At 64.8% G+C, this 23,763-nt stretch carries 19 protein-coding genes and 1 pseudogene; 9 read left to right on the top strand and 11 right to left on the bottom strand.

The window, feature by feature from the left end; genetic code table 11:
* The first annotated feature begins 13 nt into the window (after nucleotides 1-13).
* The 4 genes from H040_RS09510 to H040_RS09495 all read left to right on the top strand — a co-directional run bounded on the left by H040_RS09510 (nucleotide 14) and on the right by H040_RS09495 (nucleotide 5,367).
* Nucleotides 14-1,000, top strand: a complete 987-nt coding sequence (locus H040_RS09510) for an SCO family protein (RefSeq protein WP_027917239.1) — start codon at nucleotides 14-16, stop codon at nucleotides 998-1,000.
* An 80-nt stretch (nucleotides 1,001-1,080) separates the two neighbouring features.
* Complete coding sequence (locus tag H040_RS09505) at nucleotides 1,081-3,405, top strand: putative bifunctional diguanylate cyclase/phosphodiesterase (RefSeq protein WP_027917238.1); 2,325 nt, start codon at nucleotides 1,081-1,083, stop codon at nucleotides 3,403-3,405.
* On the top strand, nucleotides 3,393-4,265 hold the full coding sequence (locus tag H040_RS09500; protein WP_027917237.1) for a phosphate/phosphite/phosphonate ABC transporter substrate-binding protein: 873 nt from the start codon (nucleotides 3,393-3,395) through the stop codon (nucleotides 4,263-4,265). The genes H040_RS09505 and H040_RS09500 overlap by 13 nt, the downstream gene beginning before the upstream one ends.
* Before the next feature lie 121 nt (nucleotides 4,266-4,386).
* Complete coding sequence (locus tag H040_RS09495; RefSeq protein WP_081784233.1) at nucleotides 4,387-5,367, top strand: site-specific integrase; 981 nt, start codon at nucleotides 4,387-4,389, stop codon at nucleotides 5,365-5,367.
* On the opposite strand, the gene H040_RS27690 is transcribed toward H040_RS09495, so the two are convergent.
* A complete protein-coding gene (locus H040_RS27690) occupies nucleotides 5,357-6,466 on the bottom strand; it encodes an SMP-30/gluconolactonase/LRE family protein (RefSeq protein WP_256208027.1) in 1,110 nt (369 codons plus the stop codon). The two genes, H040_RS09495 and H040_RS27690, sit on opposite strands and share 11 nt — an antisense overlap.
* Nucleotides 6,467-7,081 (bottom strand): annotated as a pseudogene (locus tag H040_RS27685) (SDR family NAD(P)-dependent oxidoreductase); the annotation flags it as partial.
* Nucleotides 7,082-7,234: 153 nt separating this feature from the next.
* On the opposite strand from H040_RS27685, the gene H040_RS09485 reads away from it, so the two are divergent.
* Entirely contained in the window at nucleotides 7,235-8,251 is a 1,017-nt protein-coding gene (locus tag H040_RS09485) for a LysR family transcriptional regulator (protein WP_050437164.1), read from the top strand.
* Here H040_RS09485 and H040_RS09480 read toward each other — a convergent pair.
* Both H040_RS09480 and H040_RS09475 read right to left on the bottom strand, forming a co-directional pair.
* Entirely contained in the window at nucleotides 8,189-9,331 is a 1,143-nt protein-coding gene (locus H040_RS09480; protein ID WP_027917234.1) for a glycerate kinase, read from the bottom strand. The genes H040_RS09485 and H040_RS09480 overlap by 63 nt on opposite strands.
* Nucleotides 9,332-9,443: 112 nt before the next feature.
* Nucleotides 9,444-10,541: a sugar diacid recognition domain-containing protein gene (locus H040_RS09475; RefSeq protein WP_027917233.1), complete on the bottom strand. Its 1,098-nt coding sequence runs from the start codon at nucleotides 10,539-10,541 to the stop codon at nucleotides 9,444-9,446.
* A 163-nt stretch (nucleotides 10,542-10,704) separates the two neighbouring features.
* On the opposite strand from H040_RS09475, the gene H040_RS09470 reads away from it, so the two are divergent.
* The 4 genes from H040_RS09470 to H040_RS09455 all read left to right on the top strand — a co-directional run bounded on the left by H040_RS09470 (nucleotide 10,705) and on the right by H040_RS09455 (nucleotide 16,412).
* Nucleotides 10,705-12,033, top strand: a complete 1,329-nt coding sequence (locus H040_RS09470; RefSeq protein WP_027917232.1) for an MFS transporter — start codon at nucleotides 10,705-10,707, stop codon at nucleotides 12,031-12,033.
* A 368-nt stretch (nucleotides 12,034-12,401) separates the two neighbouring features.
* Nucleotides 12,402-13,922 (top strand): FAD-dependent oxidoreductase, encoded by a 1,521-nt coding sequence (locus H040_RS09465; protein WP_027917231.1) that lies wholly within the window; start codon nucleotides 12,402-12,404, stop codon nucleotides 13,920-13,922.
* Between the two features lie 165 nt (nucleotides 13,923-14,087).
* The gene (locus H040_RS09460) at nucleotides 14,088-15,098 is read left to right on the top strand and encodes an aldo/keto reductase (RefSeq protein WP_027917230.1); all 1,011 of its coding nucleotides are present in this window, start codon (nucleotides 14,088-14,090) and stop codon (nucleotides 15,096-15,098) included.
* Nucleotides 15,099-15,314: 216 nt separating this feature from the next.
* The gene (locus H040_RS09455; RefSeq protein WP_027917229.1) at nucleotides 15,315-16,412 is read left to right on the top strand and encodes an alkene reductase; all 1,098 of its coding nucleotides are present in this window, start codon (nucleotides 15,315-15,317) and stop codon (nucleotides 16,410-16,412) included.
* A gap of 146 nt (nucleotides 16,413-16,558) precedes the next feature.
* Here the strand turns inward: H040_RS09455 and H040_RS09450 are convergent, their stop codons facing one another.
* The 7 genes from H040_RS09450 to catC form a co-directional block, all read right to left on the bottom strand.
* Nucleotides 16,559-17,539, bottom strand: a complete 981-nt coding sequence (locus H040_RS09450) for an LLM class flavin-dependent oxidoreductase (RefSeq protein WP_027917228.1) — start codon at nucleotides 17,537-17,539, stop codon at nucleotides 16,559-16,561.
* Nucleotides 17,540-17,638: 99 nt separating this feature from the next.
* Entirely contained in the window at nucleotides 17,639-18,550 is a 912-nt protein-coding gene (locus H040_RS09445; RefSeq protein ID WP_027917227.1) for a LysR family transcriptional regulator, read from the bottom strand.
* Nucleotides 18,551-18,619: 69 nt separating this feature from the next.
* Nucleotides 18,620-19,675 (bottom strand): metal-dependent hydrolase, encoded by a 1,056-nt coding sequence (locus H040_RS09440; protein ID WP_027917226.1) that lies wholly within the window; start codon nucleotides 19,673-19,675, stop codon nucleotides 18,620-18,622.
* Between the two features lie 93 nt (nucleotides 19,676-19,768).
* Nucleotides 19,769-21,019: an OprD family porin gene (locus H040_RS09435; protein ID WP_027917225.1), complete on the bottom strand. Its 1,251-nt coding sequence runs from the start codon at nucleotides 21,017-21,019 to the stop codon at nucleotides 19,769-19,771.
* Between the two features lie 55 nt (nucleotides 21,020-21,074).
* Complete coding sequence (locus tag H040_RS09430) at nucleotides 21,075-22,274, bottom strand: benzoate/H(+) symporter BenE family transporter (protein ID WP_027917224.1); 1,200 nt, start codon at nucleotides 22,272-22,274, stop codon at nucleotides 21,075-21,077.
* A gap of 174 nt (nucleotides 22,275-22,448) precedes the next feature.
* Nucleotides 22,449-23,363, bottom strand: coding sequence for a catechol 1,2-dioxygenase (gene catA / locus H040_RS09420; RefSeq protein WP_060484312.1), 915 nt, complete (start codon nucleotides 23,361-23,363; stop codon nucleotides 22,449-22,451).
* Nucleotides 23,364-23,402: 39 nt separating this feature from the next.
* Nucleotides 23,403-23,693, bottom strand: coding sequence for a muconolactone Delta-isomerase (catC, locus tag H040_RS09415; RefSeq protein ID WP_003256111.1), 291 nt, complete (start codon nucleotides 23,691-23,693; stop codon nucleotides 23,403-23,405).
* Between the last annotated feature and the right edge of the window lie 70 nt (nucleotides 23,694-23,763).

Raw genomic sequence — 23,763 nt, 5'->3', positions numbered from 1 at the left:
AGAGGATCGCATCATGGCCATGTCATGGCGTGTTCTACTTGCCCTCACCCTGTTCGCCGCCGGTACTCATTACTGGCCGATCAAGCCAGCACAGTCGGCACCCTCGGTCGAGGCCAGCACACCGTGGGGCGCCAACTACTTCCCCAACACCCCGCTGGTGACCCAGGACGGCAAGAAGGTGCGGTTCTTCGACGACCTGATCAAGGACAAGGTGGTGGCGATCAACTTCATCTTCACCGGCTGCTCCGACTCCTGCCCGGTGGAAACCGCCCGCCTGCGCCAGGTACAGAAAATCCTCGGTGACCGGATCGGCAAGGACATCTTCCTCTACTCCATCAGCATCGACCCTTACAACGACACCCCCACCACCCTCAAGCGCTACGCCGAGAAGTTCGGCATCGGCCCCGGCTGGACCCTGCTCACGGGCGAACCAGGCGATATCGAACAGCTGCGCCGGCGCCTGGGCCTGTATATCGAAGGCCTGGAGAACGGCCGTTCCAAGGACCACAACCTGAGCCTGATCATCGGCAACCAGGCCACTGGCCGCTGGATGAAGGCCTCGCCCTTCGAAAGCCCGTACATCCTCGCCGACCGCCTGGGCAACAGCCTGCACAACTGGAAACAGGCCAGCGACATGGCCAACGACTACGCCAGCGCACCGGAAATCCGCCCGCCCAGCAGTGGCGAACAGATCTTCCGTACCCGCTGCTCCTCGTGCCACACCGTGGGCAACAGCGAACCCGGCCGACCCGGCATCGGCCCCGACCTGCTGGGCGTGACCCAGCAACGCGACCCCAGCTGGCTGATACGCTGGCTGAAGGAGCCTGACCAGATGCTGGCCGAGAAGGAACCGCTAGCCACCCTGCTCTACGAACAGTACAACCGCCTGGCCATGCCCAACATGCGCCTGGGCGATACCGAGGTCACTGCGCTGATCACTTACCTGCAGGAAGAAACTTCACGCATACAGGCGCCCCTGGCTGACCGGGGAAAGCCTTAGAGGCAATTAGCCATTAGTCATGAGGTTGTCATCTGTCTGTCGTATTTTTCGACCATCACCCAGGGTCGGGAATACCAGCAGTGATACGCCGCTCTCTCTCCTCCGCAGGCCTCCTGCGCCTGTTGATCCTGATGCTCTGTGCCGCCACCCTGACCTTCCTCTGGGGGCTTCACGTCACCCAGAAAGCCGCCTCGCGCCAGGATGCGCTGGCAGCCAAGGCGGCCGAGCACCTGAACCTGGCCAGCATCGTTGCCGAAAGCCTGCGCCAGCTGGTCGACCGCGCCCAGGCCGTGGGCCGGGTGACCCAGGACGACATGAAGTCGCTGCGCCAGGGCAGCCTGAGCCTGGCCAGGCTGCTGGCCGAAGACCCGGTGTTCAAGCGCATGAGCCTGTACGACCGCCAGGGCCGGCTGCTTTCCACCAGCCACAGCGATGAACCTGCAACACTGCCTAGCGACTGGCTGAAGCAATTGCAGGTGCATGTCGCCCACTACGGTTTCAAACCTTTCCTGCCCCGGGCCACCCCAGACACTTCGGCATCGACCATGCCCCACTGGCGCCTGCCATTCCTGCTGCCATTGACCGACCTGCCAGGCCGCGAGATCGACAACATTCTCGTGGTGCAGCTCGATATCGGCTACCTGGCGGTGCTGTTCCAGCACATCGACCTCGGCCACAGCGGCTTGATGCGCCTGCTCCAGGACGATGGCCAGGAGCGCCTGCGCATCGACACCAGTGGCGTGGTGGTGGCTGGCGACAGCTTCGAGCCAGACATGGCCGATGCCGACGACGCTGGGCAGTTGACCCAGTACGCTGCCGGAGTGCCTTACCAGAGCCTGTACCGGCGCGTGCCCGAGCGCGGCTTCAGCGTGGTGGTCAGCCAGCGCTATGACGAGATTCTTGCCCCTTCCGCGCTGGCCTTTTCGCGGCAGTTCTGGCTGAACCTGAGCATGACCCTGATGATCATCGTCAGCCTGGCCTGGACCCTGCGCCTGCTGCGCAAGCGCCAGGAGGCGTTCAGCGCCCTGGAGCACGCGCAGCAGGTCAACCAGCAATTGATCGGCCGCCTGGAGGACGAACACCGGCGCAGCAGCCACGCCGCCGCCACCGACCACCTCAGCGGCCTGCACAACCGCCGCCAGTTCGTCGACGTCGCCGGGCAGGCGCTCACCCGCCAGCGCGGCAAGCGCCGCCTGATGGCGATCCTGTTCATCGACATGGACCGTTTCAAGTCGATCAACGACTCGCTCGGGCACAAGATTGGCGACCTCCTGCTGCAGGCCGTGGCCGGGCGCATCCAGCGCCTGCTCGAGCCTGGCGACGAAGCCTCGCGCTTTGGCGGTGACGAATTCGTGGTGCTGCTGGCCGGCGAACGCAGCGAGGCGCAGATCAACAGCTGGGTGCGCACGCTGGTGCAGAAGCTCTCGGCCACGTATGCCCTCGACGGCCAGGAGGTCAACACCAGCCCCAGTGTCGGTGTCAGCATCTGCCCGCGAGATGGCCAGGACATCGACAGCCTGATCCGCTGCGCCGATGCCGCCATGTACTCGGCGAAACAGGCCGGCCGTGCCCAGTACCGCTTCTTCGACCCCTCGCTGAACCTTTCCGACATCCAGGCCTTCACCCTTGAACAGGCCTTCGGCACGGCCCTGACCGAGCGCCAGTTCGTGTTGCACTACCAGCCACAGATCCGCCTCGATAGCCACCGTGTACTGGGCTATGAAGCCCTGGTGCGATGGGATCACCCCGAATTCGGGCTGCTTTACCCGGACCGTTTCATCGGCCTGGCCGAACGCAGCGGTTTCATCATCGAGCTGGGCTGGGAAGTGTTGCGCCTGGCCTGCGAAGAACTGGCGCGCTGGGATGCTCAGGGCCGTGAGGCACGCCTGGCCGTCAATGTCTCGGCCATGCAGTTGCGCCAGGCCGACTTCAGCACCCGCCTGCTGGCCAAGCTGCAGCTGTACGGCATCAACCCGCAGCGCCTGGAGCTGGAGATCACCGAAACCACCATCCTCGACCCCGAAGGCACCGCCGTCGATCACCTGCATCGCCTGCGCGCAGTCGGCCTGGGCATCAGCCTGGACGACTTCGGCCGTGGCTATGCGGGCTTCGCGCACCTGCAGTCACTACCGCTGAGCAAGCTGAAGATCGACCGCTCGCTGATCGCGCCGCTGTCCAACAGCTACGACGACAGCCCGATCGTGTCCTCGACCATCATTCTGGCCAAGCGCCTGGGCCTGGAAGTGGTAGCCGAAGGCGTCGAAACCCGCGAGCAAGTGGTGTGCCTGAAGCTCGCCGGCTGCGATATCGCCCAGGGCTACCACTTCAGCCGGCCGCTGTCGCCAGCGCAGTTGCTTGAGTACCCGCCCTTCAACGGTATCGAGGAAAAGCCATGCGTGTTGTAAAGACCCTGGCTGGGCTGCTGCTGGCCAGCCTGCTGGCCAACAATGCGCTGGCCGATTGCACGCCACGCAGCCTGCGCCTGGCGGTGATCCCGATCAAGAGCAGCGAAGACATGGTCCGCGAACACCAGCCGCTGCTGCTACGCCTGAGCCAGGCCGCTGGCGTGCCGGTGGAACTGGTGATTGCCGCCTCTTACGAAGGCGTGGTCGATGCCATCGTCTCTGGCGGCGCCGATATCGCCCGGCTTGGGCCAGCGTCCTATGTGCTGGCCAACCGTCGCGACCCCGGAATCGAACCCTTCGCGACCTTCACCTTGAGTGCGGGCCCTTATACGCCAGCCGGCAGCCATTACCAGGCACTGCTACTGACCGGTGGCGACAGGTTCGCAGACATCGAGCAACTGCGTGGCAAGCGCGTGGCCCTGAGCGACCCGGCCAGCACCTCGGGCAGCCTGGTGCCGAGCGTCGAGTTCCCGGCTGAAGTCGGCTCGCCGCTGCCGCAGTTCTTCGGCGCGCTGGTGTATGCCGGGACCCACGACAAGGCACTGGAGGCGCTGCTCGATGGCCGCGTGGATGCCGCCTTCGTCGCCAGCGAGCGGGCCGATGCCTACCTGGCGCGGCATGCCCTGAGCCCCGCTGCGCTCAAGGTGCAATGGCGTTCGCAGCCGATCTACTACGACCCCTATGTGTTCAGTGCCAGCCTGTGCCCGGCATTGAGGCAACGCATTCGCGCGGCGATGCTGGATGACCCCGACGCACTGGCAGCCTTTGTCGCCTCCCAGGATGCCAGCGGGCTGGTGCCGGTGAGCAAGGCCGAATATGCACCGCTGCAGCGCATGATGGATGCCTCGTTGCCTCGCTGATCCAGTTTCTCCTGTTCCGGCCTCTTCGCGGCTAAAGCCGCTCCTACAGGGAATGCGCAGGCCTTGTAGGAGCGGCTTTAGCCGCGAAGAAGCCGGGACAGGCGAACCAATTAGCTTTATCGTGTCACTGTCTCTCGCCAACCTGCCAACCATGACCGACATCGAGCGCTACGTCCGCGCCGCCACCCGCGACAACACCCGGCGCAGTTACCAGGCCGCCATCGAACACTTCGAGGCCCATTGGGGCGGGTTCCTGCCCGCTACTGCCGACAGCATCGCCCGCTATCTGGCCGACCACGCCGAACAGCATGCCGTCAGCACCCTGCGCCAACGCCTTGCCGCACTCAGCCAATGGCACATCAGCCAGGGTTTCCCCGACCCGACCAAAGCGCCGCTGGTGCGCCAGGTGCTGCGCGGCATCCGCACCCTGCACCCGACGCCCCCGCGCCAGGCCGCCCCGCTGTTGTTGCAGCACCTGCAAGCGGCCGTCGAACGCTTCGAGGCAGAAGCCACCCAGGCCCGCGCATGCCACGACCTGCCAGCCCTGCGCCGTGCCCGGCGCGACAGCGCCTTGCTGTTGCTGGGCTTCTGGCGCGGCTTTCGCGGCGATGAACTGGCGCGCCTGCGCGTGGAGCACATCCAGGCCGAGGCCGGCGTCGGCATCACCCTGTTTCTGCCGCGCAGCAAGGGCGACCGCGAAGCATTGGGCGTGCAGCACCGCACCCCGGCGCTGAAAACACTGTGCCCGGTCAATGCGTATCTGCAGTGGCTCGAAGTGGCTGGCATCGCCCACGGGCCGGTGTTTCGCAAGCTCGACCGCTGGGGCAACCTCAGTGACAGGCCGCTCAACAGCAACAGCCTGGTCGGCCTGCTGCGGCGCATGCTGGAACGTGCCGGCGTGCCCGCCGCGCTGTACACCGGCCATTCCCTGCGCCGCGGCTTTGCCACCTGGGCAACCGCCAATGGCTGGGAGCTGAAGGCACTAATGAGCTACGTAGGCTGGAAAGACGCCAAATCGGCATTGCGCTACATCGATGCTGCGCAACGCTTTGGCGAACTGGCGGTGTTACCGGCCAGCCAGGGACAGGCGCTCATTCCTTGAAGACATAGCGGGCGATGCCGCCCACCTCGGGGCGGATCGCATAAAGGTCGCCGGCATCGGGGTAATGCCGCAACTGCGCCGGCGCCATGCCGACGCGTGCGGTGGTGATGTACAAGGTATCGAGGTTCTCGCCACCAAAGCAGCAACTGGTCGGGCGTGGCACCGGCATCACCACCTGATCGACCAGGTGGCCGTTGCGGTCGTAATGCAGCAGGCAGCTGCCATTGAACTGGCACACCCACAGCCCGCCTTCGCGGTCCAGCGCGATACCGTCTGGCCGGCCCAGCTCGGCAGGGGTCTCGGCGAACAGGCTGACCTGCTCAAGTCGCCCTTCTGCCAGGTACTCGGCGCGGTAGATCTTGCACTCGACAGAGTCGACGAAGAACAGCGTCTGGCCATCGGCCGACCAGGCCAGACCATTGGGCAATGCCAGGCCGCAATGGATCACCTCGTCAATGAGCTCGCCATCGAAGCGGAACAGCGCCCCGGTCTTGCCGCTCGGGGCTTCGTCCATCAGGCCGGTGACAAAGCGCCCCTGTGGGTCGCAGGCGCCATCGTTGAAGCGATAGGTCGAGCGCGGATGCACGGGTACCGAGTACTGGCGAATGCGCCCGCAAGCAAGGTCGAGCAGCACGGCACTGGCGTCTTCGGTGAAGATCAGGTTGCCGCGATCAGTCAGTGCCAAGGCGCCAATGCGTGCGGCCGACTCATACAGCAGCTCCACCTCGCCATCGGGCAGCAGCCGGTTGATACGCCCGCCAGTGATATCAACGAAGTACAACGCCCCTGTTTGCGCGTCCCAGACCGGGCTCTCACCGAGGTCGGCGCGGGTATTGGCAACCTTCACCGGTACGTAGTGGCATTCCTTGATGCGGCTCCAGCGTGCGGCCACCTCGGCCAGGCTCGAAGCCTGGACCCGTGCCAGGTCACGCGGGTAACTGACCCCGCTGTTTTCGTTGAAACGTGTGGCAGTGAACTGGCCGTTGCTGGCCCGCAGGATGTAGCCGGTGTCGTGGCACAGGCCACTGGCAAGGTACAGCACCCCTGGCGTGACCCACTCGGGCTTGAGTTCTTCCGGTGCCTGGCTGATCCCCCACATGCGGGTCTTGGCCACGGGCGAGATGGCGTTGACCAGAATGCCGTACTCCTGCCCTTCCATGCTCAGCGCATTCATGATGCCGACCTGGGCCATCTTGCCCGCCGCATAGGCGACAAGCCCCGGTTGCGCATAACGCTGGTACAGAGCCCGGTCGGAAGTGGTCAGGACGATGCGTGGTGCCGCTGAGCGTTTCAGGTGCTTCCAGGCATGCTTGGCCAGCCACACCGGCGCTTGCACGCTGATGCCCAGCGCACGGTCAAGAAATGCCTGCTGCTGAGTCTCGATGCCCTGGTAGTCCACCCAGCCGGCGTTATGGATCAGGATGTCCAGTGCGCCGAAGTGTTCGATGGCCAGCGCCACCAGCTGCCGACAGGCATCTTCATTTTCCAGCTGGCCGGTATGGGCGACCACGTCGAAGCCGCTGGCGCGCAAGGTGTCGAGCGCCGCGTTGACGGCTGTGGGGTCCTGCCCTTCACCTGACCGATCGGTGCCCAGGTCACTGATGACGACCCGGGCCCCGCGGGCTGCCAGTGCCGTGGCGTAGTCCAGGCCAAGGCCCTGGGCCGCGCCTGTGACGATGGCGACTTTGCCCTTGAATGGGTCTGTAATTGGCATTGTAGAGCCCTTCCGATTCTCCTTTTTACGATAACAACAAAAAAATCAATGACTTAATATTAAAAGCATGCAACTTTGATATCCCTGAGATATCACTGCCCATTGGCACCGGTCAGACTCGACCTCGACGAAGGAACATGGAAGGAACATGCAATGATCGAGACACGCTTGCTCAGGCAGTTCATTGCCGTCGCCGAGGAGCTGCATTTTCACAAGGCCGCCTTGCGCCTGCACATGGCGCAGCCGCCCCTGAGCCAGGCGATCAGCCGGCTGGAAGAGAAGCTGGGCTTCAGCTTGTTCCTGCGCAACAAGCGGGCGGTCAAGCTCACCGCCGCAGGTGCGGCGTTTCTGGAAACGGCCTACCGCACGCTCAAGGAACTGGAGCAAGGCATCGAGTACGCGCGCAACGTGTCCCAAGGTATCAGCGGCAAGCTGACCATCACCGCCATTTCCATCGCCTATTACGAGTCGCTGCTCAGCACCCTGAAGAAGTTTCGCGAGGTCTACCCGAACGTGCGCCTGACCATTCGCGAAATGCCCTCGGCCTCCCAGGCCAAGGCATTGATGGCGGGCGAAGCGGATGTCGGTTTCATGCGCAAACTGCCCGTATCGTCAGACACCCTCGAATCCCGCCTGATACTCAGCGAACAGATCGTCATGGCCTTGCCGGCCAATCACCCCTGCGCGCGGCAGCCAGCGGTCGACCTGCGCGATTTTGCCGATGCGGATTTCGTCTTCACCCCACAGGCGCTGGGCAGCGGCTATCACGGCCAACTGATCGCCTTGTGCGAGTCGGCCGGCTTCCACCCCCGGATCGTCCAGGAGGCCGCGCAGATCCACACCCTGGTAGGGCTGGTGGCCTGCGGCTTCGGCGTTGCCCTGGTACCGGAATCGATTGCCTACTCGACGCTGCGCGACCGCGTGCAGTTCCGCCCGATCCGCCCGATCAAGGGCCAGCCCACGCCGACCATGGGCCTGTACATGAACTGGAATACCGAGAATACCTCGCCGGCCTTGGGCAGCTTCATTGCCATGCTCGAGCAGGGTGCGCCGCGGCACTTTGCCGACACCCTGCAAAGCCCGGTAATGCTGGAGGGTTGCAACGTATCACCGCTGCTGCCTCGCGCATTGCCAGACACGGGCGATATCGCTGGCACGGTCCTGCAATAGCTGCGCAGCGTTCGCGCACGCCTGCTCCAGGGTCATCGGCCCGTTGGCCAGGGCAAAGGCCGCGTCGATACCGTGGGCATACAGCTGTTGGTAGCCTTCGCCCAAGGTCCCCGCCAGCACCACCACCGGCACCCCGTGCCGCTTTGCCACCCGCGCGACCCCCATTGGGGTCTTGCCGCGCAAGGTCTGGGCGTCGAAGCGCCCTTCACCGGTAATCACCAGGTCAGCGCCTTGCACCAGCGCGTCCAAGCCGGCCAACTCGGCGACCACTTCCACGCCTGGGCGAAAGCGCGCCCCCATGAAGGCCTTGGCGGCAAAGCCCATGCCCCCGGCGGCTCCGCACCCCGGAAAGTCGCGTACGTCTTCACCCAGCAACTGCGCACAGTGGTCGGCAAAATGGCCGAGGGCCTGGTCCAGCGCCTGCACTTGCTCGGGGTTGGCGCCTTTCTGTGGGCCGAATATCGCCGAAGCGCCATTGGCGCCACACAGCGGGTTGTCGACATCGGCCGCCACTTCGACCTGCACTTCGGCCAAGCGCGGGTCCAGGCCACTGGCATCGATACGGGCCAGCCGGGCCAGGGCCAGGCCACCCTCCTCCAGCGCTTGCCCGTCGGCATCCAGCAAGCGCAGGCCAAGGGCGCGCAGCATACCGCTGCCGCCGTCGTTGGTGGCACTGCCGCCAATGGCCAAAACGATACGTTGCGCCCCGGCTGCCAGCGCGGCGGCCATCAGTTCGCCCGTGCCCCAGGTGCTGCTGCGGCAGGCATCGCGCTGGCCGCTGGGAACCAGCTGGATACCACTGGCCTGGGCCATCTCGATCACCGCGGTGCGGCTTTCTGCAAGCCAGCCCCAGCCCGCTTCCACGCGTTGCCCCAGCGGCCCACGCACGGTCTGGCGGCGCAGTTCGCCATGGCTGGCAGCTACGATCGCCTCCATGGTGCCTTCGCCACCATCAGCCATCGGGCATTCGACCAGTTCGACAGCGGGCAACGCCTCGGCCAGGCCAAGGGCGATGGCACGGGCGACACCGGCAGCGTCGAGGCTGTCCTTGAACGAGTCGGGGGCGATGACGATTTTCATGGGGATTCTCCTGTCCTGATGACTGGCATGCTGACAGTTGTCTGGCGCGGCGGCCTCGGTCGGATGCACAAAAGGCCGGCAGCGTTGTTTGGGCAAATGCCTTTGCTGGCGGTCAATCAACCGGCAGCAGTTGCAGCCCCAGGTACAAGCTCAGCATGCCTTCCAGGCGCAGCGGGTCTACTTCGCCCAGTTCAGCGATGCGCTCCAGGCGGTAGCGCAAGCTGTTACGGTGGATTCCCAGGGCATCGGCACAGGCCTGGCTCTGGCCATCGTGCGCGCACCAGGCGCGCAGCGTGGCCAGCAGTTGGCCGCTGGCATCCCGGGCGCGGATGCGCTGCAGCGGCTCCAGCAGTTCATCCAGGGCGTCTTCGTTGCGATGGCGCCAGAGCAAGGCTGGCAAGCGATAGCGGCTGAGGCTCAGCAGCTGCACGTTGGGCAGCACCTCACGGCCATAAGCCAACAAGTCACGCACCCTTCGATAACCCCGGCGCAATTGCTCCAGGCTCTGCGCCGCACTGCCCAGCGCCAGGCGTTCGACCTCCCAGCCGTGGCGCTGCAGGCGTTCGATCAGGCGTGCCTCATCCAGCACCAGCCCCGCCGGCCGGCACCACAGCAGCGACTCGCGCGAAGGGCTCACGCACCAGCTTTCCGGATAGCGGCTCATCAACCAAGCCGACAGTGTTTCGGCAGGCGGCCCGGAGTGCAGCTCGAACAAGCACGGCACCCGCGGCAACTGGGGTTTCAGGCCCAACTGCTGGGCCTCGTCCAGCAGCCGCGGCGAATCACCCGTGCCGCCGAGCAGCAACGCCAGCAAGTCGTCGCAGCGCTGGCGCCGCCACTGTTGCTCGACTTGCAGGTGGCGTTGCGCCAGGAGCATCTCGGCGGTCATCCGCACCAGTTCGCCGTAGGTACGCAGTTGCTGCGGGTCGCCGGTCAGGCCGAGCACGCCGATCAGGCGCCCGTCGAGCATCAACGGCAGGTTCACCCCAGGCTGCACGCCCTTGAGGCATTTGGCCGCGTCGACGTCCAGTTCGACCACCCGGCCATTGGCCAGGACCAGTTGCGCGCCTTCATGCCGGGTGTTGATGCGCTCCGGCTCGCCACTGCCGAGGATCAGCCCCTGGCTGTCCATGACGTTGACGTTGCATGGCAGAATGGCCATCGCCCGATCGACGATATCCTGCGCCAGGTCATGGTCCAGTTCGAACATTCAGCGATCCTTAATCGTGTCAGCTTTTGTACGGCGGCACAGCGCCATGCACGATACGCTGTGCAAAAGCACAAAGACAGGCGCGTCGCACTCCCCGAGACTCGTCAGGGCGAGCGCCGGCACAGGCGACGCGGCGACAATCATAACAACAGAGATCCCGATCATGGCACACAGCCCCGCCCCTGACCAAGGCACCGATAGCACCCGCAACGCGCTGTACCGGCGCATCACCCTGCGGCTGATCCCGTTCATTTTCATCTGCTACCTGTTCAACTACCTGGACCGCGTCAATGTCGGCTTCGCCAAGCTGCAGATGCTCGATGCATTGAAGTTCAGCGAAACCGTGTACGGCCTTGGCGCCGGCATCTTCTTCATCGGCTACGTGCTCTGCGGCCTGCCGAGCAACCTGGCGCTCAACCGCTTCGGCCCGCGGCGCTGGATTGCGGCGATGATGATCGCCTGGGGCAGCCTGTCGACCTGCCTGCTGTTCGTCACCACCCCAACCGAGTTCTACACCCTGCGCCTGCTGACCGGTGCCGCCGAGGCGGGCTTCTTCCCCGGCGTGGTGCTGTACCTCTCGCGCTGGTTCCCGGCTGACCGCCGTGGCCGCATCATGGCGCTGTTCATGTCGGCGATCCCGGTGTCAGGCCTGCTCGGTGGGCCGTTCTCCGGCTGGATCCTCGAACACTTCGCCACCGGCCAGCATGGCCTGGCCGGCTGGCAGTGGATGTTCCTGATCCAGGGCCTGCCAACCGTGGCCCTCGGCGTGCTGGCCATCAAGCTGCTCAGCGACGGTTACCAGAAAGCCGCCTGGCTGAGCCCGGCCGAACGCCAGCTGATCGCCGCCGACCTCGAAGCGGACGCCGCCAGCAAGCCGAACACCACCGGCGACAGCGTGCTGGCCGTGTTGACCAACCCGCTGATCTGGACCTTTGGTTTTGTCTACTTCTGCATCCAGAGCGGCGTGTACGCGATCAACTTCTGGCTGCCGTCGATCATCAAGAGCATGGGCTTCGACAACCCGCTGCTGATCGGCTGGCTGAGCGCCATTCCGTACCTGCTGGCCGGCGTGTTCATGATCCTCTGCGGCCGCTCGGCGGACCTGCGCAACGAGCGCCGCTGGCATCTTGTGGTACCGATGCTGATGGGTGCCGTCGGCCTGCTGATCGCGGTCAACTTCGCCGGCAACCCGACCATCGCCATCCTCGGCCTGTCGATCGCCACCATGGGCGCCCTCACCGGCTTGCCGATGTTCTGGCCGATGCCGACCGCGCTGCTCAGCGCCAGTGCCGCAGTGGCTGGCCTGGCGATCATCAACTCGGTGGGCCAGATGGCCGGCTTCCTCAGCCCGTACCTGGTCGGCTTCATCAAGGACCAGACCGGTTCGACCGATGCGGCGCTGTATTCGCTGGCCGCGTTGATCGTGCTGGGTAGCCTGGTGGCCTTGCGGGTTACCCGGGCCGGCGCGCTGAGTGCTGTCCGCACCCATTGAGTTTTTGGGTGAGTTCGCCGGGAGGTTTGCAGCGCCCATGAGATCGAGCGCCGCCCGCGCGGCGCATCGCGGATGAATCCGCTCCTACATCTGTTGCAACGTGCCGAACCTGTAACGCCATGGTCGCCTGCCTTGGCGCATGACGTGAGCCTGACAAACAAGGCTGACAACCATGGCCTCACAGGCATGGCCACGTTGCAATAAATGTAGGAGCGGATTCATCCGCGATGCGCCGCGCGGGCGGCGCTCGATCTCTCAGGCGCTACAAGTCCCAAGGCGAACACAAGGACACCGATCGTCAGATCAACGAATACCCCTCCCACCCCAGGCGTCAAATGGTTCCAAAGGCCCCCCTTTGGAGAAGCCCCATGACCCAGCACGCCGTGGCCCGCCTCGATCAGCTCGACCCTAAACGCCCCTTGCGCGTCCAGGCCGGCAACGAAGAAATGATCCTCATCCGCCAAGGCGATCAGGTACATGCCTACCAAGGCAACTGTCCGCATGAAGGCGCCCCGTTGGAAGAAGGCGTTATCTGCGGCGGCCTGCTGGTTTGCCCCTGGCACAAGGCCGCGTTTGCCGTCGATGAGGGGGCGGTGTGTGAACCACCCGCGCTGACTGGCCTGCGCAGGTACAGGGCGTGGCTCAAGGACGGTGAGGTGTGGGTCGATGATCAGCCGATGCCGAAAAGCGAGCCTCCTCGGCACAGCGACGCGCGTACTTTCGTGGTGATCGGTGCCGGTGCGGCCGGCTCGGCGGCAGTCGCCACGCTGCTCGACCACGGTTTTGGCGGGCACCTGATCTGGCTCGATCAAGAGCGACAACCGGCCTACGACCGCACCGCCTTGAGCAAATTCGTCATCGCTGGGGAGATGGCGCCCGACGAGGTGTCAGCCTTGCTCGAGCCCGACCAGCTGCGCAGAGGCCAGCTGGACCGGCGCTTCGGGAAGGTGCTTGCACTGGATGCGAAAAAGCGCCAGATCACCCTCACCGACGGGCACCACATCGATTACGACGCCGCCCTCCTGGCCACTGGCGGCAAGCCACTGCGCCCGGCCCTGCCAGGTGTAGACCTGCCCGGCATCATGACCCTGCGCTCGCGCGAGGATGCCTCACGCCTGCTCGATGCTGCCGAACCCGGGCAGCCCGTGGTGATCGTCGGTGACGGCTTCATTGGCCTGGAAGCTGCCGCGGCCCTGCGCAAATATGGCGCCGAGGTGCATGTGGTCACCCGCCACGAAGTGCCTTTGGCCAAACAGCTGGGCGAGCGCATCGGGCGCTCCATTCGCCAGTTGCATGAACGCAAGGGCGTGGTGTTCCATGGCCCGACCGAAGTCGAGCGTTTCCTGGGCGAAGACAAGGTCGAGGCCGTGCAACTGGCCAATGGCGAAAAGCTGCTCGCGCCCCTGGTGCTGCTGGGTACCGGTGTAAAGCCGGCCACTGCTTTCGTGCAAGGCGTGCAACTGGCCAAGGACCAGTCATTGCAAGTGGATGCCGAACTGCATGCCGCGGATGGTCTGTGGGCTGCGGGCGATATCGCCACCTTCCCCCACGCCGGGCACCCGGTGCGCATCGAGCACTGGCGCCTGGCCCAGCAACACGGGGTGATCGCGGCGGCCAACATGCTGGGCGAGCAGCGTCGCTACAACGATGTACCGTTCTTCTGGACCTTCCAACACGGGCGCACCTACGAGGTGCTGGGGCATGCGCGTGACTGGGACCGCATCGCGTTTGTTGGCGAACCGGAGAAAGGCGACTTCGTTGCCTTGCAGTGCATTGGCGATCAGGTCGAGGCGGTAATTGCCAGGGGTTACTCGGATGCCATGGCGACACTCTCGCAACGGCTGAAGCGGCCATTGAGCCTGGATGACGCCCTTGAACTGATTGGTTGATTTCAGCGACCCTGCCGGAACCCCCGACTTAGCGGGCGATGCTCCCTGTCATCGGGCGGCAGCGACGACGCTGCTGCCCGACCGATTGCCCCTGCGTCTCAGCCTTTCAAACCCCGCCGGTTCTGTGTAAAACAACCCGATCACTCCCCGCGAAGGACACTCGGCATGATCTACCGTCCCCTTGGCCATTCCGGCCTGCAAGTCTCCGCCCTGACCTTGGGCAGCATGATGTTCGGCGAGCAGACCAGCACCGAGGATGCGCTGCGGATCATCGACAAGGCCTGGGACCAAGGCATCAACTTCATCGACACCGCCGACGTCTACAATGCCGGCCGCTCCGAAGAGATCGTCGGCGAAGCGGTGGCGCGCCATCGCCAGGACTGGGTCGTTGCCTCCAAGGTCGGCATGGGGCCGACCGACGGCCTGCCCAACCGCAGCGGGTTGTCGCGCAAGCACATCTTCAATGGCATCGATGCCACGCTGACGCGCATGCACCTGGACTACCTGGACATCTACTACCTGCACCGCGAAGACCACAAGGTGCCGCTGGAAGAGACCGTGCGCGCCATCGGCGACCTGCTGCAGCAAGGCAAGATCCGCTACTGGGGGGTGTCCAATTACCGCGGCTGGCGCATTGCCGAGCTCTGCAACATTGCCGAGCGCCTGGGGGTGGCCAAGCCGGTGGTGAGCCAGCCGCTGTACAACATCGTCAACCGCCAGGCCGAACCTGAGCAGATGACCGCCGCCGCGTATCACGGCCTGGGCGTGGTGCCGTTCAGCCCGCTGGCTCGCGGGGTACTCAGCGGCAAGTATGCACCGGGGGCCGAGCCCGAAGCCGGCAGCCGGGCGGCGCGCCAGGACAAACGCATCATGGAGGTGGAATGGCGCCAGGAGTCGCTGGCCATTGCCCGGCAACTGCAGGATTACGCGCAGGCCAAGGGCGTGGGGCTGGTCGAGTTCGCCATTGCCTGGGTGCTGAACAACCAGCTGGTGAGTTCGGCCATCGTCGGGCCGCGCACCGAGGCGCAGTGGGATACCTACGGCGGGGCGCTGGCGGTGCAGATCACGGCAGAAGACGAGGCATTCATTGATTCGCTGGTGACACCGGGGCATGCGTCGACGCCAGGGTTCAATGATGTCGCGCATTTTGTCAGTGGGCGGTTGGCTCGTCGCTGAGCGTTCTCCTGCATTGGCCTCTTCGTGGGCACGCCCGCTCCCACAGGGTCACTACCCTCTTCAAGGCAGTGATACCCCGGTGGGCGCGGGCGTGCCCGCGAAGAGGCCAGTGCAGGCAAAAGCCATTGGGGAGCTCTGCGCCGGGGTCTCGGTCCCCCCTTTCCCCAATCATCCCGGTATCGTTCGCGCCATTGGTTTTTCACCTTTGGAGCAGCAATGAAACTCTTGCAACCTCTGCAGATTGGCCCCCTTACCCTGCCCAACCGCGTATTCATGGCCCCGCTCACCCGCCTGCGTAGCCTCGAACCTGGCGATGTACCCACGCCGATGATGGCCGAGTACTACCGCCAGCGCGCCAGCGCCGGCCTGATCATCACCGAAGCCACGCAGATCTCCTTCCAGGCCAAGGGTTACTCCGGCTCGCCAGGTATTCACAGCGCCGAGCAGATCGCCGCCTGGCAAGTGGTCAACCAAGGCATCCACGCCGAAGGCGGCCACAGCGCCGTGCAGGTCTGGCACACGGGCCGCGTTTCGCACACCTCCCTGCAACCCGACGGTGAAGCGCCGGTTGCGCCGTCGGCCCTGCCGGCCAACGCCCGCACCACCCTGCGCGACGAACAAGGCAACCTGATGCGGGTGGAAACCTCCGCACCCCGTGCACTGAGTGAAGACGAGATTGCCGCGATCGTTGCCGACTTCGGCCAGGCTGCCGCCAACGCCCGTAAGGCCGGTTTCGACTTCATCGAACTGCATGCCGCCCACGGCTACTTGCTGCACCAGTTCCTTACCCCAAGCGCCAACCAGCGCGAAGACCGTTACGGCGGCAGCATTGAGAACCGTGCGCGTATCGTGCTCGAAGCCGTGGACGCGGCGATCGCCAGCTGGAGCGCTGATCGCATTGGTATCCGTGTGTTCCCGCTGGGTGGCTTCAATGGCGTGGACAACGGCGAAGACCAGGAGGCTGCCGGCTTGTACCTGATCAAGGAACTGGCCAAGCGCAACCTCGCCTACCTGCACCTGTCCGAGCCAGACTGGGCGGGTGGCAAGCCGCTGCGTGATTCATTCCGTGAGCAGATTCGTGCCGCGTACCCCGGCGTGATCATCGCTGCGGGTGCGTATACCGCCGAGAAAGGCGAAGACCTGATCGGCCGTGGCCTGATCGATGCCGTGGCGTTCGGGCGCAGCTACATCGCCAACCCGGACCTGGTGGAGCGGCTGCGGCTGCAAGCGCCGTTGAACGAGCATCGTGCGCAGTTCGACTATGCCAATGGGCCTGAGGGGTATACGGACTACCCGTTCCTGAAGCAGGCCTGATACTGTCAAGGGAGCCGCTGGGCTCCCTTCTTTTTGCCTGTTCTGGCCTCTTCGCGGGTAAACCCGCTCCCACAGTCACTGCACACTGCTTGAAGTCTGTGCAATCCCTGTGGGAGCGGGTTTACCCGCGAAGAGGCCAGTGAGGGTTAACTGAGTTCGGCCAATGCTCGCGCCGCATAGGCATGCGAGCGCAACCGCGCCAGCGGGTCATGGATCCGGCAGTCGATCATCAGCTCATCCGCGCCGGTCTGCTCGATCAGCGACCGCAGCCCCTCACGCACCCGCTCTGGCCCACCGGCAATGCTGCAGGCCATTACCTGCTCCAGTACCGCCCGCTCATGCCCGGGCAGGCTCTGCACATACCCTTCCTGCGGCTTGGGCAACAAGCCAAAACGCCCGACGTGCAAGTCCAGCATCCACTTGCGGTGCGAGCTGGCCTGGTAATCCGCTTCGGCATCGCTGTCGGCGGCGAACAGGTTCACGCCCACCATCACATAAGGCTTGGCCAGTTGCGCCGAAGGCTGGAAGTTCGCTCGATAATGGGCAATCGCTTGCAGCAGGTAACGCGGCGCAAAGTGCGAAGCGAAGGCATACGGCAACCCCAGCTTCGCTGCAAGGTCGGCGCCGAACAGGCTGGAGCCGAGGATCCACACCGGTACCTCGTGCGCCCCCGGTACGCCGCGGACCTGGCGCTTGCCATTGTCGGCCAGGTAGTCGCGCAGCTCGGCAATGTCCTGGCTGAAGTCGCGCTCCGGCGCGGCGCCACGCAAGGCCCGCACGGTCGGCCCGGAGGTGCCGGGCGCGCGCCCCAGGCCGAGGTCGATACGGCCCGGGTGCAGGGTGTCGAGGGTGCCGAACTGCTCGGCAATTACCAGCGGTGCGTGGTTGGGCAGCATGATGCCGCCGGCACCGACGCGAATGTGCTGGGTGGCATTGGCGATTTCGTTGATCACCAGCGCGGTGGCAGCCGAACCGATGCCGGGCATGTCGTGGTGCTCGGCGATCCAGTAGCGGTGGTAGTCCTGCTGCTCGACATGGCGAGCGAGCTGGCGGGATTCTTCGATCGCGTCAGCGAAGGTCTTGCCTTCGCCAATCATGACCAGATCCAGTACGGACAGGGCAGTCATGGAGTCTCCAGATGGATTATCAGTGACGCCAGTGTCTGCGCTGCTACATCAGGGATAAACCCGAACTCAGGCCCCATATACGGGCCCGGCAGTCCCCAATCAGTCCTCCCAGGGCACACCCTGCTCCCAGCTCGCTACCAGAAGGTCGATGAACCCGCGGACCCGTGGCGACAGGTGCCGCTTGCTCGGGTAAACCACGCGGATTGGATCTGCCGGGGGCCGGTAGGCGTGCAACACCTCCACCAACGTGCCTGCGCGCAGGTCGTTGCCGGTGATGTAGGTCGGCAGGTGAATCAGGCCGAAACCGGCCCGTGCGCCGTCGAGCATTGCCTCGGAGCTGTCGATGTTCAACCGCCCGGGCTCCTCGCACAGGTGCAGCCCTTCGGCGGTATGGAAGCGCCAGGGCATCGACTTCTCGCCAGCCAGGAAGGTGATCTTGTCATGCCCGTAAAGGTCCGCTGGTACTTGCGGCACGCCGTGCTGGCCGAGGTATTCGGGCGAGGCGCAGGTGACGAACTGCTGCCAGGCGACCGTGCGGGTCAACAGCTGCGAATCTTCCTTGGGCGCGCCGATGCGCACGGCAACGTCGACGCCCTCCTCGACCAGGTCGACGAAACGGTCAGTGAAACGAATGTCTGCCCGCAGGTCTGGCCACTGCTTGAGGTAGGCATCGAGAATCGGCAGTACATGACGCTGGCCGAGCGACAGCGGTGCGGTGAGGCGCAAGGTGCCGGTGGGTTTGCCGCGGCGCTGCGCCATGGTGCTTTCCACCTCGTCCAGGTCGTCGAGAATCTGCCGCCAGCGCTCGAAAGCCACCAGGCCCTCATCGGTCAGGCTCAGCTTGCGCGTGGTGCGGTTGAGCAGGCGCACCGCCATGCGCGCTTCCAGGCGGGCGATGCTCTTGCCAACCGCCGAGCGGGTCAGGCCCAGGCTGGCCGCCGCGGCGGTGAAACTGCCGGCCTTCACGGCACTGACGAAGGCAGCGATGTCGCCGAAGCGGTTGGGTTCCATGGCGGGTTCCTGGGCATACTGAAGGCCGGCTTAAATGGGTGCGAATCGCAGTATTGCAAGGGCATGCGCTCAACGCTCGCTCCAGGCGGCCAACGGCAACGGCGGTTGCTGGTCGAGGATGCGCCGCCAGATCAACGCCAGGTCACCGTTGTGCAGCATCGCTCCGATACCAGAGCCGGCCCCACGGCTTGGCGTGTCGGCAACCCACTGCCCCTGGCTATCGCGATGGGCCATGTTGAAACGGAAGGTGTAGTTGCCGGGGATGCCCATGCGCAGGTCGGTGACCACAAGCTGGTCGCCGACCACGTCATAACGCAGCCAGCCTCCGGTAAACCAGCGCAGGCGTTCGAGCAAAGGCGCATCCTGCAGGGCATTGCCCGCCTCCAGGTTCAGTGGCAGGCGCTGCATTTCCGGTGGCTCGCGATCAAACGTGCTGCTGATACCTTCGTAATAAAAACCATCCGGGGTCTTGGCCAGCACCCGCCAGACCAGGCTGTTGAACGCAATTGGCACGGCGCGTACTTCGCTTGCCTGGATGCCTTGCTGCTCGAGCGCCAGTTGAAAACGCTGCTCGGCGGCGATGCGCCCGGCCAGACCAAACCCTAGGTAGGCTGTGCTGAACACCAACGCCAGGCTCAACACCTGCACGGCTCTCGCCTTCAACCCTTTGAAGGCGGCGTACAGGACAGCCAGCAACAGCGGCACGGTATACACAGGGTCGATGATGAACACTGCCGCCCAACTCAGCGGGGTGAACTGCAGCGGCCAGAACAGCTGGGTGCCGTAGACCGTGAAGGCATCGAGGATGGGGTGGGTTACCAGCACCAGCCAGAACGCCAGGAACAGCCGCGCCAGGGTATAGCCCTTGTCGGGCCACCGCGTTCGGGCAAGCCGGTTGACCAACACGGCCAGCAACAAGGCCAGCCCGGTGAGGACGAAGATCGAATGGGAGAAGCCGCGATGGTAGGTCATCTGCGACACCGGGTCGGCGTAGCGAATGACCACGTCGAGGTCCGGCACGGTGCCCAGTGCAGCGCCATAGATGAGCGATCGACGGCCCTGGATGCGGCCGAGCACCGTGCCTTGCAGCGCAGCACCGAGCACGGCTTGGGTGATGGAGTCCACGTCAGGTTTCCTCAATGACAATTGAGGAAACCTAACCCCCGATACCTAGGTGACGCAATCGTTGCTGTGTGACAACAAATGGCCGGTAATGCCTTAGAACAGCTGCCAGGTGTACACCAGGGTCAACCGGTTCTCGTCGATGTCAGTGCGATAGTTGGACCGCGCCATGGCATTCCTCACCCTGACACCCAACCCCTTGAGCACGCCACTCTGCACGGCATAGCCAAGGTCCAGGTCGCGCTCGCGGTCCTTGCCCTCGTACCCCTGGCCCGTGTCGACGTTGTTGCCGGTGATGTAGCGCACCGTTGCCGTCAACCCTGGCACGCCCATCGCCGCGAAGTTGTAGTCATAACGCACCTGGTACGAGCGCTCGTCGGTATAGGCGAACTCATAGGTCGGCACTTCATTGCCCAACGGCGAGATGTTGGCGAACACCCGTGGGAACGGGCTATCGCCATAGATGCCCTGGTAGCCGGCGTGGAAGCTGTGGCCGCCATGCCGGGCGCTGAACATCGAGAAGAACGCCTGGTTGTCGATCCTCCCCAGCCGCGCATCGCCATCCTCGCGAGCGGTGAAATAGCCGAGGTTGGCGCTCAGCACCCAGTCCCCCACTGGTTTGCTGTGCTTCAGGCCAACGAACCCCTGGTGGTAGATGTTCTCAAGCTGCCCGTACCAGAGGCTGACGCTGCTCTGGTTGGCATTGAACGCATAGTCGCCACCTACATAGTTGAAGGCATCGCTCTCGGCCTGGCGCTGGGGTACATGGCCAAGCATGGCGTTCATCTTGCCGTCGCCGCCCTCGTTGCGCAGGTGCGTGCTGGTCAGGTGCCCGGCCTGCACCGTCAGCCCGTCGATTTCCGCCGAGCTGATGCTGGCGCCCTGATAGCTCGGCGGCAGCAGGCGGATATCGCTGAAGGTCAGCACCGGCAGGTTGGGTTGCAATTCGCCCACGCGCAGTTCGGTCTTCGACAGCCTGGCCTTGAAGGTGGGTGCGATGCGGCTGTACTCGTCGGCTGCGCGGCCATCACCGTGCACCGGCAACAAACCGGTGTTGACCCGGTCCGGGCTGCTGTCGAGCTTGATGCCGAGCAGCCCCAGGGCATCGACACCAAAGCCAACCGGGCCCGGCGTGTAGCCGGACTTGAAGTCGAGGATGAAGCCTTGCGCCCACTCCTCGGCCTTGGACTGTTGGTTGGCACCGACGATATCGGAAAAGTCACGGCTGAAGTAGTAATTGCGGGCGCTGAGGCTGGCTTTGGCATCCTCGAAGAAACCGCCTTCGGCGGCGAGCAAGGAGGGGCTGAGCAAAGTCAGCCCGATGGCAACGCAAGGGGTGTGATTCATTCCGAAGCTCTCTTGATCTTGTTGTTATGGATTAAGCGCGGGGGAACACGGGTTTTCAGGGCGTGCGGCGCAGCACTTCCCTGGGTGGCGGGCGTCGCAAGCGCAGCAGCGCATGGGCCAGCAGGCCGAACAGCAGCCCCCAGAACGCCGCCGACAGGCCAAGGAAAGACACCCCCGAAGCGGTGACCAGGAAGGTGAACAACCCGGCATCGCGTTCGCTGGGTTCGGCCAGGCTGCGCGCCAAGGCCTCGCTGATTGCGCCGTACAGGGCAAGGCCAGCCAGGGCGGCAATCAATGCCGCCGGGAACGCGGCAAACAACGACATCAACGTTGCCCCGGCAATCCCCAGCAGCAGGTACAACGCGCTGCCAGCGACGGCCGCAACGTAGCGACGGCGCGGGCTTTCATGGGCCTCTGGGCCGGTGCACAGGCTGGCGGTGACGGCTGCGAGGTTCAGGCCATGGCAGCCGAACGGTGCAAGCAGCGCACCCGCCAACGCGCTGGCACTGATCAACGGGCTGGCCGGCGTGCCATAACCGGCGTTGCGCAGCACGGCCATGCCCGGCATGAACTGCCCCGTCAGCGCGACCAGCACCATGGGCAGCGCCAGGCTGAAGGTTGCCGCCAGGCTGAATTGCGGGGTGATCCACTGTGGCGAAGCCAGCTCCAGCACCAGCGCCTCGCTGCGAAAGGCGCCGCTGGCCAAGGTCACCACGGCGCCTGTGCACAGCACTGCGGCCACGGCGTACCGCGGTTGCAGCCTGCGCATCAGCACGTAGGTGGTGAACATTGCCAGGACCAGCACGGGCTGCACCGGAAGTGCCCGGAAAACCTCGATACCGAAGCTGAACAGAATGCCGGCCTGCATGCCGGCCGCGATGGCGCCTGGCAGGTGCGCAATGATGCGGTCAAAGGCCCCGCTGATGCCAATCAGCAGCAGGACCAGGTTGGCCACCAGGTACGCACCCACCGCCTGCTCCAGGCCCAGATGCGGCAAGGCGGTGACCAGCAGCGCCGAACCCGGGATGGACCAGGCGATCACCACTGGCACCCGATAACGCAGGCTGAGCAAGGCGCCAAGCACGGCACTGCCCATGGACACGGCCCAGACCCAGGACGACAGCATGCCGTGGGACAGGCCGGCCGCTTCGGCGGCATGGAAGATGATCACCAGCGGGCCGGCGTAGGAAATCAGGGTCGCGATGCAGCCGGCGACCAGGGCTGACAGGGAGCAGTCCTTGAGCAGGGTTTTCATGGGAATTCTCGCAAGGCTCAGGCCGGCCTTGGTGGCAGGCTCTTGTTCTGTGTTGCTTCCTTCGCGGGTGAATCGGGGCGCCGAACCGCCGCTCCCACAGGGATGGCGCACATCCATAGGTTTGTGGTGATCCTGTGGGAGCGGGCTTGCCCGCGAAGAAGCCAGCGCGGTGTATCAGGCTTCCTGAAGTGCCCGAGGACGCCCGCTGCGGTGCTCATCCTCGGTTGCAAGGGCTTTCTGCAATTGGAAGTCGAACTTCAACTCGGCATGGCGGCCTTCAGCCCCTTCATGGAACACCACCTCACCCACCAGCCCGTCACGCGTGGCGTAGGCGAAGTCATCCCACAGGTACTTGTCCCCGGCCAGGTTGATCTGCGTGGTCAGGTGGCGGTGGCCGGGTGCCGAAATGAAGAAGTGCACGTGGGCCGGGCGCTGGCCATGGCGGCCGAGCAGGTCCAGGCACTCCTGGGTCGGGCCCTGCGGGTCGCAGCCGTAGCCCGACGGCACGATGGAGCGGGCGCGGTAGCGGCCTTCGGCATCGGTGACGATGCGGCGGCGCAGGTTATACGCCGACTGGCTTTGATCGAAGAACGAGTAAGTGCCACGCGTGTTGGCATGCCACAGGTCGACGATGGCCCCGGCCAGCGGCTGGCCCTGAGGGTCGAGCACCTGGCCTTCGAGGAACATGACGGTAGCCACGCCCTCCTCGCTGCCGTCGTCCATGCGCACTTCACCCTGGGCGAGCGGCGCGCCGGCCACATACAGCGGGCCTTCGATGGTGCGCGGGGTGCCGCCGCTCAAGCCGGCCTCGGCGTCCTTGGCATCCTGCAGCAGGTCGATGAAGTGCTCGATGCCAAGGCCTGCCACCAGCAGCCCGGCTTCACCGCGTCCGCCAAGGCGGTTCAGGTAGTCGACGGCGTGCCAGAACTCGTCTTCGGTGATTTCCAGGTCTTCGATCAGGCGTGCGGTGTCCTGCAGCACGCGCTGAATGATGCGCTTCAGCCGCGGGCTGCCCTCGGCATTGCCAAAGCCGGCGGCTTCTTCGAAGAACTTCTGGATGTCGGCAGTGTTGGAAATCTTCACGGTCATGATGGTTACCTCATCTTGTTCTTGTGCAAAAGGTTGGAATCAGCGGTCGTCGCTGTGGATCGACGAGGGGTGGCGGCACAGGCCGTCGACCTCGATGTCCATGTACGGGAACAGCGGCAGCTGCATCAGCGTGTCGTGCAGCGCCTCGACGCTGGGCACGTCGAATACGCTGTAGTTGGCGTAGTGCCCGGCGATGCGCCACAAGTGGCGCCAAGTGCCTTCGCGCTGCAGGCGCTGGGCCAGTTCCTTCTCGTCGGCCTTCAGTTGCGCGGCCTTGGCCGGGTCCATGTCGACCGGCAGTTTCACGGTCATCTTCACGTGGAACAGCATGCTGCTTTCTCCTGTCTTGCAAATGTCCAAAGGCTTACGCGGCCCCTGTGGAAGCGGGTTTACCCGCGAA

Source organism: Pseudomonas sp. URMO17WK12:I7 (assembly GCF_003269045.1).
Lineage (GTDB): Bacteria > Pseudomonadota > Gammaproteobacteria > Pseudomonadales > Pseudomonadaceae > Aquipseudomonas > Aquipseudomonas putida_J.
The sequence above is the reverse complement of the archived record's forward strand: the minus strand, read 5'-3'. Positions and strand labels throughout refer to the sequence as shown.

Excerpts from the sequence above, each read along its gene's own strand:
- H040_RS09430 (WP_027917224.1), bottom strand. The coding sequence starts at position 22,274 with ATGAAAACCCTGCTCAAGGACTGCTCCCTGTCAGCCCTGGTCGCCGGC.
- H040_RS09475 (WP_027917233.1), bottom strand. The coding sequence starts at position 10,541 with ATGTTCGAACTGGACCATGACCTGGCGCAGGATATCGTCGATCGGGCG.
- H040_RS09510 (WP_027917239.1), top strand. The coding sequence starts at position 14 with ATGGCCATGTCATGGCGTGTTCTACTTGCCCTCACCCTGTTCGCCGCC.
- H040_RS09500 (WP_027917237.1), top strand. The coding sequence starts at position 3,393 with ATGCGTGTTGTAAAGACCCTGGCTGGGCTGCTGCTGGCCAGCCTGCTG.
- H040_RS09485 (WP_050437164.1), top strand. The coding sequence starts at position 7,235 with ATGATCGAGACACGCTTGCTCAGGCAGTTCATTGCCGTCGCCGAGGAG.
- H040_RS09435 (WP_027917225.1), bottom strand. The coding sequence starts at position 21,019 with ATGAATCACACCCCTTGCGTTGCCATCGGGCTGACTTTGCTCAGCCCC.
- H040_RS09445 (WP_027917227.1), bottom strand. The coding sequence starts at position 18,550 with ATGGAACCCAACCGCTTCGGCGACATCGCTGCCTTCGTCAGTGCCGTG.
- H040_RS27690 (WP_256208027.1), bottom strand. The coding sequence starts at position 6,466 with ATGTGGGGGATCAGCCAGGCACCGGAAGAACTCAAGCCCGAGTGGGTC.
- H040_RS09450 (WP_027917228.1), bottom strand. The coding sequence starts at position 17,539 with ATGACTGCCCTGTCCGTACTGGATCTGGTCATGATTGGCGAAGGCAAG.
- H040_RS09480 (WP_027917234.1), bottom strand. The coding sequence starts at position 9,331 with ATGAAAATCGTCATCGCCCCCGACTCGTTCAAGGACAGCCTCGACGCT.
- H040_RS09470 (WP_027917232.1), top strand. The coding sequence starts at position 10,705 with ATGGCACACAGCCCCGCCCCTGACCAAGGCACCGATAGCACCCGCAAC.
- H040_RS09465 (WP_027917231.1), top strand. The coding sequence starts at position 12,402 with ATGACCCAGCACGCCGTGGCCCGCCTCGATCAGCTCGACCCTAAACGC.
- H040_RS09460 (WP_027917230.1), top strand. The coding sequence starts at position 14,088 with ATGATCTACCGTCCCCTTGGCCATTCCGGCCTGCAAGTCTCCGCCCTG.
- catC (WP_003256111.1), bottom strand. The coding sequence starts at position 23,693 with ATGCTGTTCCACGTGAAGATGACCGTGAAACTGCCGGTCGACATGGAC.
- H040_RS09455 (WP_027917229.1), top strand. The coding sequence starts at position 15,315 with ATGAAACTCTTGCAACCTCTGCAGATTGGCCCCCTTACCCTGCCCAAC.
- catA (WP_060484312.1), bottom strand. The coding sequence starts at position 23,363 with ATGACCGTGAAGATTTCCAACACTGCCGACATCCAGAAGTTCTTCGAA.